Here is a 17,498-nt window from a genome sequence, read left to right as displayed (position 1 = left end):
TCCCTCACCGTCCAACTTCCGGCCGAAAGGCTACCGCGTATCGCGACCTGGGAGTTCGAGGTCTACTCCGCCTGAAGCCTTCATCGACGACGCGCCGGACACTGCACGGCGCGCCAGGTATTTCAGGCGCGTCGTGCAGACTCTGGCGCGTCGTTGACAGGGGTCGGAGGTAGAACCCGGGGCGGGTCAGCGACGATCCGGATTTTCCCGAACCCACCGACGATCGAGTACTGTCGCCCCTCGATCTCGAATACGTCGTAGTTGCCGTAGTCAACGGTCCCGTCAGGATCCGCGTTTGGCCTGTCGGATCCTCTCGTCCAGGAGAAGTCCTCCCACCCTGAGAAAGTCAGCAGCCTGGTCTCGTAGCAGTAGTGCTCGCCGGACTTGGGAGGGTGATAGTCCGGATGCTCCTCAGTCAGCACGAACTCGGTGAGGAATTCCACGGAACCGGGGGTCGCCATCACCTTCAGGACCCAGCTGTCCTCGAGGTAGATATGTTCCAAGGACGGAACGATCTTCCAGTACTCAGTCATCAAGGACCTCCACCTTGGTACGGGGACAATACGTCATGGCACAGCGCCCGGTAGATCGAAGCCGGACAACGCGTCGTCAGAAGAGGTGGTCGGGATCCTCGGACCCTCCTCGTCAGGACCGAACGCACCACGACCCCGTACAGCTCGCCCTGTCACAGTATGATCTGAATTCGTCCGCATCGCCGCGGCGGTCCCGATGAGGAGGGGAGATGGATGACCTCGACATCCACGACCTGACGGAGTTCCGTTCCTGGAGCACCGCCTTCGACCCGCCGATCGACGACCCGACGTTCTTCCTCTCGAACCACCTGAGCATCACCAGCGCCCTGCTGTTCAGCGACCTCATGTTCCCCGCATGTGTGCTCGTCCGTGACTGCGTGATCCGGAAGGAGATATACGACCCGGACACCTTCGAGCGGTGGTGGCGAGAGACCGGCGGCGCCACCGAGGCGATTGAGAATGTCCTGAACCACGTCCACCTGTGGGATGTCTTCGAGCCGAAGGAGGACGCCGAGTACCAGGCGCTCGAGATCCTGGCCCCGCGCATCGCACAGACCTGGAAGACCCACGCGCAGGGCCAGTTTCCCGGCCGGACGATCTGCACAGAGGTCAACGACGACTACGGGCCGACGATCACCATGTGGAGCGCCCGTGGCACGAGGACGACGGGCAGGGATGCGTCATGAGACCTCACGTACGCGAGGTGTACAGCTCCGACATCGATGTCGACCTCTACACACCGACAGACCCGCATCACGACGGACAGTGGATCCGGTTCATCATCGGCCCCGACGACGCGCCCGGTGAGGAGTCATTCGACGTTCTGATCTGTACCCCGGCCTGGCTCTCAGAAGTCATCTCGACCGACGGGCCCCAGATCGGACGGCACCACCTCATCGTCGATCCGATGGACCTGAACGAGGCGATCACGTTCCTGCGGCGGAGGATCGAGTCTCTGACCGCCGAGGACTGGGGTGGGCTGGCCGGGAGGCTCTCGCGCATCGGCCACTGGGAGTTCGAGGACTACTCCACGTGAGTCCCCGACCCTCCTGGACCGCATCACCGCGGAAACCGTGTAGGAAATGTGCGAGCTGACGCGCACATTTCCTACACGCTCTCGGCAGGCCAGCCCCGAGAAGGGCGGCCCGACACCCGGCTCCGGAGGATCAGTCTGCCAGCACCCCGGCCGTCGCCTCCTCCTTGACCTCGACGGGCTCGGGAGTCGCGCCACCGCGCCGGCGCCGGGCGATCACCACTGCGATGGCGGCGGCCCACACGACCCCGATGCCCAGCTGCACCGGAAGATTGGCCGAGGACTGCACTCCCACCGCCTTGAGCAGGTTCCCAGTATTGGTGAGCACGATGATGCCGCCCACCAGCGTGCCCATCAGCTGGGCCGGGATCCGGGTCACCAGCCAGGCGGCGATCGGCGCCGCGACCAGGCCGCCGGCCAGCAGAGCCAGGGCGTAGCCGAAGTTCACGCCGGCGGTGCCCAGCCCGAACAGGAAGCCGATCGAAGCGGCCACGGAGACCAGGAACTCCGAAGTGTCCACCGACCCGATGACGGTCCGCGGCGCAGTGCGACCCGCGCTCATCAGCGCAGTGGTGGAGACCGGCCCCCAGCCGCCGCCACCGGTGGCGTCCACGAATCCGCCGATCACTCCCAGCGGGGCCAGGAACTTCGCACCATGCGGGGACCTGCGCACCGTGGCGACCTTCGGCGGACGCAGGGTGAAGCGACCCAGAATGAACAGGCCGAGCACCACCAGGATCGCGGCCATCGCCGGGGCGGCGGCCTCGGTCGACAGCTTCGACAGCACCGTGGCCCCCAGGAAGGAACCGATGGCCCCTGGCAAGCCCAGGCGCAGCACCAGCCACCAGTCCACGTTCTTCAGTCTCCAGTGCGAGATGCCGGAGGCCAGGTTGGTGCCCACCTCGGCCAGATGGACCGAGGCGCTGGCCACCGCCGGCGTCAACCCTCCCGCGAGGAGCACCGTGGTGGAGGTCACCCCGTAGGCCATGCCCAGGGAGCCGTCGATCAGTTGAGCAAGTAGACCGCCGAAGGCGATCAGAATCAGTTTTCTCATGGGTCTCTTCCCGTCAGATCTGCCAGTCGATGTCGTTCTCGGGTGCGATGGCCTCGGCCTCGGGCGGGCGAATCATGCCGGCCGCCAGGGTGAGCCCGGCGGCGGCGTCGACCAGCAGGAATGCCCCACCGGTGCGCGATTCCGCGTAGTCCTCGGCCAGGATCGGGGAGGCCAGCCGGATGCTGACCCGCCCGATGTCGTTGAGCTCCAGACAGGACGCCGCCTCCAGCTCGGCGGTGTCCAGATCCAGGCGCCCGCGCACCCCCTCGACGCGCGCCTGGACGGTCCGGGTGGCGTGCTTGAGGAAGACCCGGTCGCCCGGGTGGAGGGGACGATCGCCCAGCCAGGCGACCATGGCGTCGATCTCGGTGACCGGCTCGGGAGCGCCGTCGACGGCGGCGATGAGATCTCCCCGGGTGATATCGATGTCATCGCCCAGCCTCAGGGCCACCGACTGAGGGGCGACGGCCCGCTCCAGCGATCCGTCGGCGGTGTCGACGCCGATGACAGTCGTGCGCCGTCCACTGGGCAGCACCACCACCTCGTCACCGGGAGCCACGACGCCCTGGCCGATCTGACCGGCGTAGCCCCGGTACTCCGTGTACTCGGTCGAGGCGGCGGCCTGCTGGGGCCGCAGCACGTACTGCACCGGGAACCGCAAGGGCCTGTCCTCGACGCCGCGACCGGGCTCGATGGACTCCAGGATCTCCAACAGGGAGCCGCCGGAGTACCACGGGGTGCGGGCCGACCGCTCGACGATGTTGTCGCCGACCAGGGCCGAGACCGGCACCGTGGTGAGGTCCGCGATCCCCAGACGCCGCGCCACCAGACGGGCGTCGGCAGCGACCCGGTGGTACTCGCCGGCGTCGTAGCTGACCAGGTCGAGCTTGTTGATCGCCACGATGACGTGGGGCACCCGCAGCAGGGCGCCGACGGCCAGATGGCGCCGGGTCTGCTCGAGGATCCCGTGGCGCGCATCCACCAGCACCACCAGCACGTCGGCGGTGGACGAGCCGGTGACGGTGTTGCGGGTGTACTGCACGTGTCCGGGGCAGTCGGCCAGGATGAAGGTACGCCGCGGGGTCGCGAAGTAGCGGTAGGCGACGTCGACGGTGATGCCCTGCTCCCGCTCGGCCCGCAGGCCGTCGGTGAGCAGCGCCAGATCGGCGCCGGTGAGTCCGCGCTCGCGGCTGACCCGCTCCACGGCGTCGAGCTGGTCGGCGAGGATCGACTTGGAGTCGTAGAGCAGGCGCCCCACCAGGGTGGACTTGCCGTCATCGACCGATCCGGCGGTGGCCAGCCGGAGCAGCCCGCCCTCGGCCAGCAGCTCGGAGCCGTCGAACGACTGATCCGCATGGACGGGATCGGGGACGACCGGATCGGCTGGAAGAATCGCCGGGGCCTCTGCTCGGGTGTCGGTGCTCATCAGAAATACCCTTCCTTCTTGCGGTCCTCCATGGCGGCCTCGGAGATGCGGTCGTCGGCCCGGGTGGCGCCCCGCTCGGTGAGCGTGGTGGCGGCCACCTCGACGACGACGTCGTGGACGTTGTCCGCGTCGGACTCGACGGCACCGGTGCATGACATGTCGCCGACGGTGCGGTAGCGCACGTGCCGGGTGACGACCTGCTCGCCGTCGCGCGGCTCGGTCACGGGGCCGACCGGCAGCCACATGCCGTCACGGCGGAACACCTGCCGGTCGTGGGCGTAGTAGATGCTCGGCAACTCGATCTGCTCGCGCTCGATGTAGCGCCAGACGTCGAGCTCGGTCCAGTTCGACAGCGGGAAGACCCGGACATGCTCGCCGGGGCGGTGCCGGGCGTTGTACAGGTTCCACAGCTCGGGGCGCTGATTGCGCGGATCCCACTGGCCGAAGCCGTCGCGCAGGCTCACGATGCGCTCCTTGGCGCGCGCCTTCTCCTCGTCGCGGCGTCCACCGCCGTAGACGGCGTCGAACCTCCCCTTGGCGATCCCCTCCAGCAGCGGCTGGGTCTGCAGCGGGTTGCGGGTGCCGTCGGCGCGCTCGGCGAGCCGGCCGTCGTCGATCCAGTCCTGGACCTTCTCGACGACCAGCCGCAGGCCGAGTCGCTCCACGGCGGCGTCGCGGAAGTCGAGCACCTCGGGGAAGTTGTGGCCGGTGTCCACGTGCATCACCGGGAAGGGCATCGGCGCGGGCCAGAAGGCCTTTGCGGCCAGGTGGAGCATCACCACCGAGTCCTTGCCGCCGCTGAACAGCAGGACGGGGCGCTCGCACTCGGCGGTGACCTCGCGGAAGATGTGGATGGCCTCGGACTCCAGCAGGTCGAGCTGGGTGAGTCGCGGCGTCGCAGGTCGGATGGTCTGTTCTGTGGTCACAGGTGGATCCCGCATTCTGTCTTGGCCAGCCCGGCCCATCGGCCGGCTCTGGGGTCTTCTCCGGGAGCGACGCGCCGCGTGCAGGGGGCGCAGCCGATGGACGGGTAGCCGTCGGTGAGCAGGGGGTTCACCGGGACGCCGTGCTCGGAGGCGAAGCTCAGGACGTCGTCGAAGGACCATGCCGCGATGGGGTTGAGTTTGATCATCTGGTGGGTCTGATCCCACTCGACGAGCTGGGCGTCGGCCCGCAGGGCGTTGTCCTCGCGGCGGATCCCGGTGACCCAGGCCTCGTAGCCGGCCAGCTGCTCGGCGAGAGGCTCCACCTTGCGCATCCGGCAGCACAGCCCGGGGTTGCGGGCGAAGAGGTCCTTGCCGTGGGCGGCGTCCTGCTCGGCGACGGTGTGGGCGGGAGTGACGTCGACGATGGTGACGTCGAAGGCCTGCTTGAGCGCGTCCCGGGTCCCGATGGTCTCGGGGAAGTGGTAGCCGGTGTCGAGGAAGAGGACGTCGACGCCGGGGCTGGTCCGGCTCACCAGGGCCGGCAGGATCGTGTCGGCGGCCATCGAGCAGGCCACGGCCAGGTAAGCGCCGAACTCCTCGGAGGCCCACTCGAGGACGTCGGAGGCGGTGGCGTCGGCGAATCTGGCCTGTGCCTGCTCAGCCAGAATCTGGAGTTCGACGGTGTTTCTCGCCGGCCGTAATTGTGTGGGGCTGGATTTCACGGATGTCCCCCTGTGGGTGTGGGGCACGTGAGATCCGGGGCGTGTGCGGCTGGAGGCACACCAGGTGAGGTCCGGGCGTCACGCGCCCGGAAGGAAGTCGGACGCGGTTATCAGCAACACATCCGACACATGCAGGTGGTCAGGCGCGCCACAGCGCCACGGCCGTGGGCCGCGGTGTGTTCGCCGAACTCGATCTGCATGCCTGACACCCTCGCACGGGACAGCCCCGTCCGCCAAGAGAATTTTGTTATATGAGACATTGTCTCATATTTCAGGACCATGGACCCTCAGGTTTCCGCGCCCCGGGCCATGCCCCAGATCATCAACCCCGGCCCCTGCCACCCTCACCGCTGATCTCTCCAGACGTGCCCACGATCAGCGACGAGAGCCCATAGTGCCCCGTGAAAAACCTGATGGACTCCCCACGCCGCCTGTGAACAGTCTCGGCAATGATGACTGAAGGTAGTCCGTTAGGACACAGAAGAAGGAGACAGGAGGATCTACCACATTACATAATCAATACGCATACATAAAAGAGTGATTCACGTGAGATCAGAATCAGTCACAATCGCCATTTCAGTCGCGGCCGTTGCGAGTATAATAACACTGATTCTTACGCTGCTTGGTTCCAGCACTTCCCTCGCGAAGCTCGCAGTAGTAATCCTTACGGTTGTAATACTTGCGGCACTTTCCATAGCACTGACGAGCCCGACCAAACGCAAGGACGAGACCAAAACGTCTACCCTTTAAGGAGATATGGCCCACATTAAACAAGACCGGATTCCTCAAGATTCCTAGAAATAATTCATCGCAGTTTATGGACACGCTGGTCGAAATCAACATAGACTGACAATCATGATCGATGTCACCGACGAGGAAGTAGCCATCCTCAAACGATGGAAGAAACGATCCGATACGCTCGTCCTGATCCGATTGAAAGCCGAAGCGATTCTGTACATGTCACGGGGTGTTGATATCAGGATCGTCGCCGATCTCGTGGACCGGACCGGCAAGACCGTGAACGGCTGGCTGGCCGACTGGAAACGGGAACGCCTGGCCTCGGTGGTGACCGGCCACGCCGGCAACTAGAACGCGGCAAAGCTCACCCGTGATCAGAAGACCCAGCTGAAGGAGATCCTCGCAAAGAGACCCTCGCAGGCCGGGATCGATGCGGAATTCTGGGACGTGCCCGCCCTCGCCGACGTCGTATCGGCCAGGTTCGGCGTCACCTACGAATCAGACTCCTCCTACCAGCTGCTCATGCACTTCGCCGGGATGAGTTTCAAACTGCCCGACCCGTTCGACAAGCGCCGCGACGAGGCCGCGATCACCGTCCGGATGGCCGAGATCCGGGACCAGGTCGCCGATCTGCTGGCCCAAGGCCACGAGGTGTACACCATCGACGAGGTCCGGGTCGAGCACGAGGCCGAGACCCGCCGCATGTGGCTGCCCCGCGGTCAGCGCACGAAAATCTACGTGGACCGCACGAAGACGGCCCAATCCTTCTTCGGCGCGTTGAGCCTGACCACGGGGAAGATGCGGATATATCCGATCGAGGGCCAGCAGAACGCCGAGACCATCACCCTGGCGATGTCCCGTCTCCAGCGTGACACCGCCACCGAGAAGATCACCGTCGTCCTCGACAACGCGGGATTCCACCACGCCAAAGCTCTCACGACACTTTACGATCCCGGGGAATGCCTGGACCGGATCACACCGATCTACCTGCCTCCGTACGCTCCGGACCACAATCCCACCGAGCATGTGTGGAACGCCGCGAAAAGAGAAATATCCAACCTCCAGAGAGACACTCCGGAACAGACCTTCAACACATTCGCCCAGTATGTACAAGGACGCACCTTCAACTACGACTTCGAACACCTACCAATTTCCCGGTCAGACACCGATTTTGTTTAATGAGTGCCATACCTCAAGCCTTCGAGTCCACACGAAGGTGGGGCAGTTCTCCATAGTCGGCGTCTATCCAGAGAGTGCCACCACGTCGTCGCCCGCTCAATATCAAACCCGGGACAAGCCATGCTACGCCGCATATTTGGAACTCGTGGCGGCTGGCGCAATAAGCGTCCTGGCCCCTGAATCAATACGCGCATTCAATGCACTCCTGGCCGCTGGCGGGGTGGCTGGGATTCAGTGCAGTTGATGTTCGTCCGATAACGATATCGGTCATCACTCCACATCGGCGGATGAGATTTCTCCTTCGAGGAGATTTCCTCACCGTCGGCCGTGCATTTGCGCGGCCGACGGTGAGACGAGGGAGCGGCTCAGAACCACCTGGGCCGGGGATCCGCAGAGCGGACTCCCTCGGTGGCCACCGCCCACAGCTCGGCGCGCTGATGGCTGCGGTGGGCGCCGATGCGCCCGCCCACCATCGCGCCGAGGGTGATCGCGGCGAGTGCGGTGAGAAATTTGTGGCGTCTCAGAAGATCCATCGCTCCACCGTCCTGGACTCAGTAGGGCTCAGTAGCCCAGCTTCTTCTTGCGCTCCGGCAGCCAGGCGATGGCGTCGCGGATGCCGTCGGCCGGGGTGAGCTCGGCTGTCCAGCCGAGCAGATCCTTGGCGCGGTGGGAGACGGTGTAGGCGCCGGCGACGTCGCCGGGGCGCGGCGGGCCGTAGACGACATCGAGCGGCTGGCCGGTGCCCTCCTGGAAGGCGTCGACGAGCTCCTTGACGGTGACGCCGTTGCCGGTACCGATGTTGAAGACCTGGTAGGGCTCCTCGGCGGTCACCTCGTCGAGATGCTCCAGGGCGGCCACGTGGGCCTTCGCCAGATCCCAGACGTGGATGAAGTCGCGGATGCCCGATCCGTCGCGGGTGGGCCATTCCACACCGGTGACGGTGAAGGTGGACTTCTCCAGCCAAGCGTCGATCATCTTGCCCAGCACATGGGTGGGGTGCTCGATCTGCTGCCCGGTGCGCAGCTTCGGGTCTGAACCGATGGGGTTGAAGTACCGCAGCGACAGGGCCTTGAGATCGGAGGCGTGGGCGGCGTCGCGCAGGATGTACTCCACCATGAACTTGGTGGTGGCGTAGGGCGAGCCCGGATCCAGCGCGGACTGCTCAGTCACCTTGAACTCGGCGTCGGTGGCGTAGATCGACGCGGAGGAGGAGAACAGCACCCGGTTCACACCGTTGCGCGCCATCCCCTCCAGCAGCTTCACCGTCTTGCCGACATTGTTGCCGTAGTACGCCAGCGGCTCGGTGACGGATTCCGGCACGATGATCTTGGCGGCGCAGTGCACCACGGCGTCGATCCGGTTCTCGGTGAAGACCCTGTCCAGAAGGGCCTGGTCGGCGATGTCCCCCTCGTAGAAGGTGCGATCTCCGACGAACTCGCGGCGCCCCGCCGACAGGTCGTCGAGGACCGCCACCTCGTGGCCGGCCTCCTCACAGGCCGAACCGACCGTCGACCCGATATATCCCGCTCCGCCCGTGATGAGGATCCTCATCTGTGACCCATGCCTTTCGTCGCTGGTCAGGTGTCCGTGGCTATCCTACGGACCCGCCCGGGGCCGGACGGGGCCGCCCGGGACCAGACGGGGCCGCCTCGCTCCGCCGGGACCTGGCTGGATCCGACGACGTCGGGCCCTTGACACTGGGGGATCTGCTCCCAACACGCCGTCGTGGCGCTCGCCGGAGCTGCGCGACGGCGTGTTGGGAGCGGATCCTCCGCCCGGATCTGACCCGCGAGCCCCATCGAGCGGGATTTTCGGAGAGCGCACCGGCCCTGACCGTTGAGACGGCTCCATAGACTGGCGATGATGAGTGGAAGCGGTCGTGCGGTCTCGGCTCCCGCGCCCCAGCAACGGTCCGGGAGCGGGGTTCGCGCGCGCCTGACCAGATTCACCGCCGGTCGCGGCGCCCCGGCCCAGGAGCAGCTCTCCATCCCCGGCATGGAAGAGGTGCTCAACCCGGAGATCGACGATGGCCGCCCCCAGGACTCCGAGCGGGCCCTGTGGTTCGACATCACGATCGTCATCTTCCTCACCGTGCTCACCGTCGTGCCCTACCTCACCGCGGTGACCATCTACCCCAGCCCGGAGTACATAGCGGCCCTGGTGAGTTCGGCGGTGATGGTGGGGTCGTTGACCGTCCGCCGGGAGAATCCCCTGGTGATGATGGCGATCCTCGTCGCAGGGGCCTTCACCCAGTTCGTGTTCGTGCCCTTCCCCGTGCTGTCGATCCTCACCATTCCGGTGGCCTCCTACACGGTCGCCCGCTGGGTGACCGGCCACGAGTCCCGGCTGGTGCTGTGGTTCGGCGCGGCCGGGGCGATCCTGGGGCCCACCCGCTGGAAGGGCGCGCTCACCGCCGACTACGACGCCTCGACGGGCGCCCCGTGGGTGCTCTGGTTCCTGGCGGTGACGGTGTGCGCCGGTCTGGTGCTCACCCCCTACGCCATCGGTCGGCGGATCCGCGAGGCGGCGCTCATCGAGTCCCAGCAGAGGTTCGCCAAGGCCCAGCGCTACCGGGCCATCCTCGCCGAGCGCGAGCAGTCCTCCCGGGTCGCCGAGGAGCGCACCCGCAACGAGATCGCCCGCGAGCTGCACGACATCGTCGCCCACTCCCTGTCGGTGATGATCGTCCAGGCGGAGGGGGGCAAGGCGCTGGCGGTCAAGAAGCCCGAGAAGGGCATCGAGGTGCTGGACACGATCGCCGACACCGGCAGGGACGCCCTGGTCGAGATGCGACGCATCGTGGGGGTGCTGCGCCAGGACCCGGAGGAGGGCGCGCAGTACTCCCCCTCGCCAGGCCTGGCCGAGATCCCCGGGCTGGTCGATCACTCCGGCGAGCGGATCACGCTGAGCGTCGCGGGCCGGCCCCCCGAGGTCTCCCAGGCGCTGGGCCTGACCGCCTACCGGGTGGTCCAGGAGGCCGTCACCAACGTCCTCAAGCACGCCGGCCCGACCGCCCGGGCGAGCGTCGACGTGCGCTACGGCGCGGCCACGATCGCCATCGAGGTGGTTGACGACGGCCATGGTGCCGCGGTCCAGGGGGACGGCCGGGGCCACGGTCTGCAGGGCATGCGCGAACGGGTGACGTCGATGGGCGGAACGCTGGAGGCCGGCCCCCTCGATGAGGGTTTCCGGGTTCGCGCGGTGCTGCCGCTGGGCCCGACCCGCTGACGTCGTCGCCCGGTGGAGGCGCAGTGGCCCCTCTCCCCCTTCCACCCCTGTCCCCACCTCTCCCTCCTGTTCCCACGCAACGCCAGAGTCTGCACGACGCGCCAGGTATTCCTGGCGCTGCGTTCAGACTCTGGCGCGCTGTCGTGTCATCGGCGACCACGGCCCGGCTCATCCGCTCACCACACTCGGATCACAGATTTCGCACAGTGCGTTTTTCCAGACTTCTGGATGACGACGGCCGCCTGGCACTCAGGCGCGTCTGCGGAAGGATGACCCATGACATACGCACCTGCGGTGAGCTCGCCCACCGCATCGACGGCGCCCCCCGTTCCCGCGGCGCCGCCCGGCCCCGGTTCGGCCGAGGGACCGCGGCGCGCGGCACCGGGCAGTAACCGGTTCACCCGGATATTCCTCGGCCGCACCGAGGACCCCCGCTGGGCCCGTCCGGGCCTGTGGGGGCTGATGGTGGCGACCGCCCTGCTCTACCTCGTCAACCTCACCAACTCCGGATACGCCAACGAGTTCTACGCGGCCAGTGTGAAGTCGGCCACCCAGAGCTGGCGCGCCTGGCTGTGGGCCAGCCTCGACTCCCAGCTGTCCATCACCGTGGACAAGCCGCCTGCGGCCATCTGGGTGATGGGCGCCTCGGCCCGCATCTTCGGCTTCTCCAGCTTCAGTCTGCTGCTGCCCCAGGCCCTGATGGGCATCGCCACGGTCGCGCTCACCTATGGCACGGTGCGACGGCTGTCCGGGCACGGGGCCGGTCTGCTGGCCGGTGCCGTCGTCACGGTGACGCCGGTGGCGGCGATGATGTTCCGCTTCGACAACCCCGACGCCATGCTGGTGCTGTGCACCACGGCGGCCGGCTACATGATCGTCCGGGCGCTGCAGTCCGACCGGGGACGTCGCGCCCTGTGGTGGATGCTGGGGGCCGGGTGGCTGATCGGCCTGGCCTTCCTCACCAAGATGCTGCAGGGCCTGCTGGTCCTGCCGGCCCTGGCCCTGGTGTACCTGCTGTGCGCCAGGCGCTCCTGGTGGACGCGGATCTGGCATCTGCTGGCGGCGATGGTCTCGATGATCGTCTCGGCCGGCTGGCTGATCGCCCTGTGCGCGGTGTGGCCGGCGTCGTCGCGTCCCTACATCGGCGGCTCGACGAACAACTCGCTGTGGGAACTGGCGATGGGCTACAACGGCCTCGGCCGGATCTTCAGCGGCGCCGGGAACGGCGGGGGCGGCGGCGGAAGCTTCGGCGGCTCCACCGGCCTGCTGAGGATGTTCAACTCCTCCTTCGCCGCCGAGATCAGCTGGCTGCTGCCCGCGACCGCGCTGCTCCTGGTGGCCGGGCTCATCAGCTGCGGACGCCGTCCGCTCGCGGACCGCTCGCGCGCCGGTCTGATCCTGTGGGGCGGCTCGCTGCTCACCACCACGGCGGTGTTCAGCTTCATGGAGGGCACCATCCACCCCTACTACACCGTGGCCCTCGCCCCGCTGATCGGCGGGACGATCGCCTCCGGTGCGGCCGAGATCTGGCCCCGTGGGTCGGACGGCCGGACCGCGGCCCTGCTCAAGCGGATCACCCTGGCGGTGGCCTTCGCCTTCACCGGCTTCTGGGGATTCCACCTGATGGCGACCTACGCTCCCTCCTGGAACGCGTGGATCCGCTGGACCGCCCTGGTGGTGTCGATCGCCGGCGCCGTCGGCCACCTCGTCCTCGGGGGCCTGCGCTCCGGCGGTCAGGGGCTGCGCAAGGTCGCCGTGGCGGCCCTGCTGGCAGGCACGATCGCCGCCGCGGCCCCCAGTGCCTCGTGGACGGTGGCGACCGCCGCCGTCGGGCACTCCGGCTCCACCCCCTTCTCGGGACCCGCCAGCGCGACCAGCGGCGGCATGGGTGGTGGCGGAATGGGCGGCGGCCAAGGCGGTGGTGGTCAGACAGGCCCCGGCGGCCAGACCGGCACGGCGAACAGCAGGACCGGCGGGAAGGCCCAGACAGGCCCCGGCGGTCAGGCCGGCGGTGCATCGGGCGGCCAAGGCAGCACGACCAGCCGGAGGGGGCAGCGTCCCTCCGGCACCTCCCAGCCGGGCCAGTCCCAGAGCGGTCAGACTCCGGGCAGCGGGGTAATGAGCGGCGAGTCCAACGCCCAGCTCGTCAAGCTGCTCAATGCGACGTCGTCCAAGTGGTCGGCGGCCGCGGTGAGCGACCAGGCCGCAGCCGGCTACATCCTGTCCACCGACACGGCGGTCTTCTCGATCGGCGGCTGGTCGGGCAGCGATGAGAATGTCACCCTCGCGCAGTTCAAGAAGCTGGTGGCCTCGGGCCAGATCCGCTACTTCATCGTCTCCGGAATGGGAGGCGGCGGTGGCACGGGCGGCCCCGGCGGTTCATCCGGCTCGGCCTCCCAGATCACCAGCTGGGTCACCTCCACCTTCAAGAAGATGACCGTGGGCTCCACCACCGTCTACGACCTGAGCACGACCGCATCGTGACCGCTCGCGGTTCGTGGCTCGACCACCCGACAGGAGCCGGCACCCTCGGGCGCCGGCTCCTGGCCCGGGTGGTGGCCATCGTCATCGTCGTGGCCATCGCCCTGGCGGGAGCGACGACACTGGGCACCCGCCACATCCTCTCGGGTCAGCTGGATCGCCAGCTGGACACCGCCAGTGCCCGGCAGGCCACGCACCCGGGCACCAGCATCTGCGCCGTCACCCCGGGCCGCGGCCCGGCTCCGGGCTCGGACGTGCTGGGCAACCTGCTCGGCACGGTCTTCGTCGCCGAATGCGCCAACGGCCAGGTGACCGCGTCGATGGTGGCCGAGGGTCAGGTGAACTCGACGGTCACCACCACCTCCCCCGAGGCCCTCCGGCAGCTGCTCGCCGTCCCCTCCGACGGTCGTAGACGAGACGTCGACCTCACCGGGCTCGGCGCCTACCGGGTGCTCTCCCAGGTCCGCAGCGGCACGGTGTACGTCGTCGCCCTGCCGATGGAGTCGGTCAACCACGCCGTCAACGCCCTGCTCCTGCTGGAGGCGGGCCTCACCGTGCTGGCGCTGACCGCGGCCGGAGTGATCTGCCGGTCGGTCGTCGTGGGCAGCCTCAAGCCCCTCAACCGGCTGGCCTCCACCGCCAACCAGGTCTCCGAACTCGACCTGGACTCCGGAGAGGTCAACCTCCCCGTCCGCGTCCCACCCACCCTCTCAGACCCCGCCACCGAGGTCGGCCAGGTCGGCTCCGCCTTCAACCACATGCTCAACAACGTCGAAGGCGCCCTGGAAGCCCGCCAACGCTCCGAGACCAAAATCCGCCAATTCGTCGCCGACGCCTCCCACGAACTGCGCAACCCCCTGGCCTCCATCCGCGGCTACGCCGAACTCACCCACCGCACCACCGGCACCCCCCAACCCGTCACCCACGCCATCAACCGCATCCAGGCCCAGGCCACCCGCATGAGCTGTCTGGTCGAAGACATGCTCCTACTCGCCCGCCTCGACAACGACCAACAACTCGACCTGACACCCACCGACCTCGTGGAGATCGTGCTCAACGCCGTCTCAGACTCCCAGGCCGCCGGCACCGACCACACCTGGATCCTCGACCTGCCCGACGACCCCGTCACCGTCGCCGCCGACCCCGACCGCCTGGTCCAGGTCATCATCAACGTCCTGTCCAACGCCCGCAAACACACCCCGCCCGGCACCACCGTCACCACCACCGTCACCACCGACCAGGGCCTGGCCACCCTCACCATCACCGACACCGGCCCGGGCATCCCCGCATCGGTACGCCAGACCGTCTTCGAACGCTTCGCCCGCGCCGACACCGCCCGCACCGCCTCCACCGAGGGCTCCACCGGCCTGGGACTGTCCATCGTCGCCGCCGTCATGGACGCCCACCACGGCACTGTGCACATCGACTCCAGGACCATCGACTCGCAGACCCAGCCCTCGCCCGACCAGTCCGGACAGCACGGCACCACCGTCACCCTCACACTTCCCCTGGCCTGAGGCGTCATTCCTAGCTCACAGGAAGTGAACACCCTCTGCACACACTCCATGACCACACTCGACGTCATGAACACCAACACGCAGCACACCAGTCCCACCCCAGACACCTCGCCCACTCCCTCCGCCCGCAGGCCCCGCCGCACCAAGACCTGGTGTCACCGGATCCGCAGCGGCACCGCCGCCATCGCGGCCGCCGCCATGGTCGGAATCGGCGGCGCCACCTTCATGACCGCCCAGGACGCCTCGGCCGCCGGCGTCTCCCAGCACAACTACGCGATCATCTCGCAGTCCCAGAGCCAGCCGTCGACCCCTCCGAGCGACAAGGACCCCGACGACGAGTGAGACACCGGCTCCGATGGCGCCTCAGGCTCGTCCGAAGTACCCAGACCCTCATACATTCATCGATATCTCCTCACAGGAGCGCCACATCTCCCAGCGTTGGGATGGGTCGCATGAGCACAACAGCACGACTGGCCCCCACCCTCCGGAATTCACCAGGAGCCATCACGGCCACCGCCCCGACAAGGGATGACCGCGCGGTCGGATCCTGGTGGACGGGGCGAGGGTTCCGCGGCGTCAGCCTCGCTGCCCTCCTGGCGGCAGTCGGCTGCCTCTACATCATCGGGCTGTCGGCCTCAGGATGGGCGAACTCCTTCTACTCCGCCGCTGCACAGGCCGGCTCGCTGTCCTGGAAGGCACTCTTCTTCGGATCCTCGGACGCCGCGAACTTCATCACCGTCGACAAGCCGCCGGCCTTCCTGTGGATCATCGGACTCTCCGTCCGCAGCTTCGGCGTCAACTCCTGGGCGATCCTGGTGCCCGAGGCCCTCGAGGGGGTCGCCGCCGTCGCCGTGCTCTACTTCACCATCCGCCGAGTCCTGGCCCGCAGCGGATTCCGCGACGTCACCCCGGCCACCAATGCGCTGCACAACCACGCCCACTGGGCCGCGATGGCCGGTGCTCTGGTCTTCGCGCTGACTCCGTCGGCCACCCTGATGTTCCGGTACAACAATCCGGACGCCCTGCTGGTGCTGCTGCTGGTGATCTCCGCCTACTGCACCCTTCGCGCCTCCGAGAAGGCCGAGGGCCAGAAGGGCGCCAGGAAGTGGCTGATCCTGGCCGGCGTCGCCGTCGGATTCGGGTTCCTCACCAAGATGATGCAGGCCCTGCTGGTGCTGCCGGCCCTGGTGGTCGCCTACGCCGTGGCCTCCCGGCGCAGCTGGGGGCGCAAGATCCTCGACCTGCTGGCGGCCCTGGTGGCGATGGTCGTGGCGGCCGGCTGGTACATCGCGATCTTCGAACTCGTCCCCGCCTCCTCGCGGCCCTACATGGGCGGCACCCAGACGAACTCCTTCCTGGAGCTGGTCTTCGGCTACAACGGCTTCGGCCGGATCACCGGCAATGAGACCGGCGCAGTCGTGCCCGGCGGCACCGGCGCCGGCTCCTGGGGATCCACCGGATTGACGCGCCTGTTCATCGGGACGTCGGTCGGCATGGTCACCTGGCTCATCCCCGCCGCCCTCATCCTCGCCGGCGTCGCCGTCGCGCTGCTGGGCCGGGGCGCCTGGCGCAATCTCACTGTTCCCTTCAGCACTGTTCCCTTCAGGAGTTCGGGACGCCGTGCCGGGCAGCCGAGCCGGGCCGATGCCCGGTCGGCCCAGACCCTGGCCGGGCTCATCGTGATGGCCGGCACCATGGTGGTCACCTACCTCACCTTCACCTACATGGCGGGTATCTACCACGACTACTACACGGTCGCGCTGACCCCCTGGATCGGCGGGACGGTGGCCCTGGGCGCCGCGGTCTGCTGGAGGCGGCGTCGTCGTCTCGTCGCACGCATCGGACTGGCCGTCGCGACGCTGGCCACCAGCGCCTGGGCGATCTACCTGCTGTCCCTGGCCGGCGGCGCGTGGATGTGGCTGGCCGGAATCGCGGGCGTCGCCGGACTGGCCGGGGCGACCCTGTTGCTGCTCGCCGACCGGGTGGGTCCGGCCCTGGCCCGCACCGGCGTCATCCTCGCCCTGGTGGCGGCCCTCACCGGCCCCACCGGATACTCGATCAACACCGCCTCCACCGCGCACACCGGGGCGATCATCACCGCCGGGCCGGTCTCCGGAGGCATGGGCGGAGGCCAGGGCCGTCCCGGCGGGGGCCAGGGTGGCGGTCCCGGCGGTCAGGGCAGCGGCCGTCGACCCGGCACCACCACAGGCACTCAGAACCAGCAGGCCGGCGCCCGGACCGGGGGCATGGGCGGCGGAGGCGGAATGGGCGGCCTCAACGGGGACACCCAGGTGTCGAGTGCGGCGAAGACCCTGCTGTCGGCCGACGCGAGCTCCTACACCTGGGTCGCGGCGACGATCGGCTCCAACACGGCGGCCGGCTACCAGTTGGCCACCGGATACCCGGTGATGGCGATCGGCGGGTACAACGGCACCGACAACGCCCCCACCCTGGCCCAGTTCAAACAGCTGGTGGCCCAGCACAAGATCCACTACTACATCGCCGGGGACTCCGGCGGCATGGGCGGCGGGCAGACGAGTTCGTCGAGCGGATCCAGCGCCGCCAGCGAGATCACCGCCTGGGTCAAGGCCACGTACAGCGCGAAGACAGTCGGGAGCACCACTGTGTACGACCTGACCAGCTCGGCTTCGTGACCGGCCC

General features: G+C 67.8%; 16 protein-coding genes. 9 read left to right on the top strand and 7 right to left on the bottom strand.

The window, feature by feature from the left end:
* Positions 1 to 122 precede the first annotated feature (122 nt).
* A complete protein-coding gene (locus JS278_RS00630) occupies positions 123 to 533 on the bottom strand; it encodes a hypothetical protein (protein ID WP_114043492.1) in 411 nt (136 codons plus the stop codon).
* 209 nt (positions 534 to 742) lie between these two features.
* Between JS278_RS00630 and JS278_RS00625 the strand changes: the two genes are divergently transcribed.
* A complete protein-coding gene (locus JS278_RS00625; RefSeq protein ID WP_114043491.1) occupies positions 743 to 1,219 on the top strand; it encodes a hypothetical protein in 477 nt (158 codons plus the stop codon).
* Positions 1,216 to 1,569, top strand: coding sequence for an immunity 8 family protein (locus JS278_RS00620; RefSeq protein WP_114043490.1), 354 nt, complete (start codon positions 1,216 to 1,218; stop codon positions 1,567 to 1,569). Before JS278_RS00625 ends, JS278_RS00620 begins: the two co-directional genes overlap by 4 nt.
* Positions 1,570 to 1,699: 130 nt before the next feature.
* Here JS278_RS00620 and JS278_RS00615 read toward each other — a convergent pair whose 3' ends face one another.
* Genes JS278_RS00615 through JS278_RS00600 form a run of 4 tightly spaced genes read right to left on the bottom strand, consistent with a single transcriptional unit; the run spans position 1,700 to position 5,694 of the window.
* Entirely contained in the window at positions 1,700 to 2,620 is a 921-nt protein-coding gene (locus JS278_RS00615; protein WP_114043489.1) for a sulfite exporter TauE/SafE family protein, read from the bottom strand.
* Between the two features lie 13 nt (positions 2,621 to 2,633).
* Positions 2,634 to 4,046 carry a sulfate adenylyltransferase subunit 1 gene (locus JS278_RS00610; protein WP_114043488.1) on the bottom strand — a complete coding sequence of 471 codons (1,413 nt, stop codon included), beginning with the start codon at positions 4,044 to 4,046 and terminating at the stop codon, positions 2,634 to 2,636.
* Positions 4,046 to 4,987 carry a sulfate adenylyltransferase subunit CysD gene (cysD, locus tag JS278_RS00605; RefSeq protein WP_114043487.1) on the bottom strand — a complete coding sequence of 314 codons (942 nt, stop codon included), beginning with the start codon at positions 4,985 to 4,987 and terminating at the stop codon, positions 4,046 to 4,048. The genes JS278_RS00610 and cysD overlap by 1 nt, the downstream gene beginning before the upstream one ends.
* Entirely contained in the window at positions 4,969 to 5,694 is a 726-nt protein-coding gene (locus JS278_RS00600) for a phosphoadenylyl-sulfate reductase (RefSeq protein ID WP_114043486.1), read from the bottom strand. Before JS278_RS00600 ends, cysD begins: the two co-directional genes overlap by 19 nt.
* Positions 5,695 to 6,549: 855 nt before the next feature.
* Between JS278_RS00600 and JS278_RS00595 the strand changes: the two genes are divergently transcribed.
* On the top strand, positions 6,550 to 6,783 hold the full coding sequence (locus JS278_RS00595) for a COG3415 family protein (protein WP_114043485.1): 234 nt from the start codon (positions 6,550 to 6,552) through the stop codon (positions 6,781 to 6,783).
* 36 nt (positions 6,784 to 6,819) lie between these two features.
* Positions 6,820 to 7,611 carry an IS630 family transposase gene (locus tag JS278_RS00590; protein ID WP_114043484.1) on the top strand — a complete coding sequence of 264 codons (792 nt, stop codon included), beginning with the start codon at positions 6,820 to 6,822 and terminating at the stop codon, positions 7,609 to 7,611.
* Between the two features lie 365 nt (positions 7,612 to 7,976).
* Here JS278_RS00590 and JS278_RS15940 read toward each other — a convergent pair whose 3' ends face one another.
* Entirely contained in the window at positions 7,977 to 8,144 is a 168-nt protein-coding gene (locus JS278_RS15940) for a hypothetical protein (RefSeq protein ID WP_181833781.1), read from the bottom strand.
* A gap of 28 nt (positions 8,145 to 8,172) precedes the next feature.
* On the bottom strand, positions 8,173 to 9,162 hold the full coding sequence (gene galE / locus JS278_RS00585) for a UDP-glucose 4-epimerase GalE (protein WP_114043483.1): 990 nt from the start codon (positions 9,160 to 9,162) through the stop codon (positions 8,173 to 8,175).
* A 312-nt stretch (positions 9,163 to 9,474) separates the two neighbouring features.
* Between galE and JS278_RS00580 the strand changes: the two genes are divergently transcribed.
* The 5 genes from JS278_RS00580 to JS278_RS00560 all read left to right on the top strand — a co-directional run bounded on the left by JS278_RS00580 (position 9,475) and on the right by JS278_RS00560 (position 17,491).
* The gene (locus JS278_RS00580) at positions 9,475 to 10,839 is read left to right on the top strand and encodes a sensor histidine kinase (protein ID WP_114046032.1); all 1,365 of its coding nucleotides are present in this window, start codon (positions 9,475 to 9,477) and stop codon (positions 10,837 to 10,839) included.
* 276 nt (positions 10,840 to 11,115) lie between these two features.
* Positions 11,116 to 13,323: an ArnT family glycosyltransferase gene (locus tag JS278_RS00575; protein ID WP_114043482.1), complete on the top strand. Its 2,208-nt coding sequence runs from the start codon at positions 11,116 to 11,118 to the stop codon at positions 13,321 to 13,323.
* Entirely contained in the window at positions 13,320 to 14,837 is a 1,518-nt protein-coding gene (locus tag JS278_RS00570) for a sensor histidine kinase (protein WP_114043481.1), read from the top strand. The genes JS278_RS00575 and JS278_RS00570 overlap by 4 nt, the downstream gene beginning before the upstream one ends.
* Before the next feature lie 66 nt (positions 14,838 to 14,903).
* A complete protein-coding gene (locus tag JS278_RS00565) occupies positions 14,904 to 15,179 on the top strand; it encodes a hypothetical protein (protein ID WP_147243100.1) in 276 nt (91 codons plus the stop codon).
* 110 nt (positions 15,180 to 15,289) lie between these two features.
* Complete coding sequence (locus JS278_RS00560; RefSeq protein WP_181833780.1) at positions 15,290 to 17,491, top strand: glycosyltransferase family 39 protein; 2,202 nt, start codon at positions 15,290 to 15,292, stop codon at positions 17,489 to 17,491.
* The last annotated feature ends 7 nt before the right edge of the window (positions 17,492 to 17,498 follow it).

It is taken from the genome of Acidipropionibacterium virtanenii, from assembly GCF_003325455.1.
GTDB classification, from domain to species: Bacteria; Actinomycetota; Actinomycetes; order Propionibacteriales; family Propionibacteriaceae; genus Acidipropionibacterium; species Acidipropionibacterium virtanenii.
Note: the sequence above shows the minus strand (reverse complement) of the source record. Positions and strands in the feature narration are given on the sequence as shown.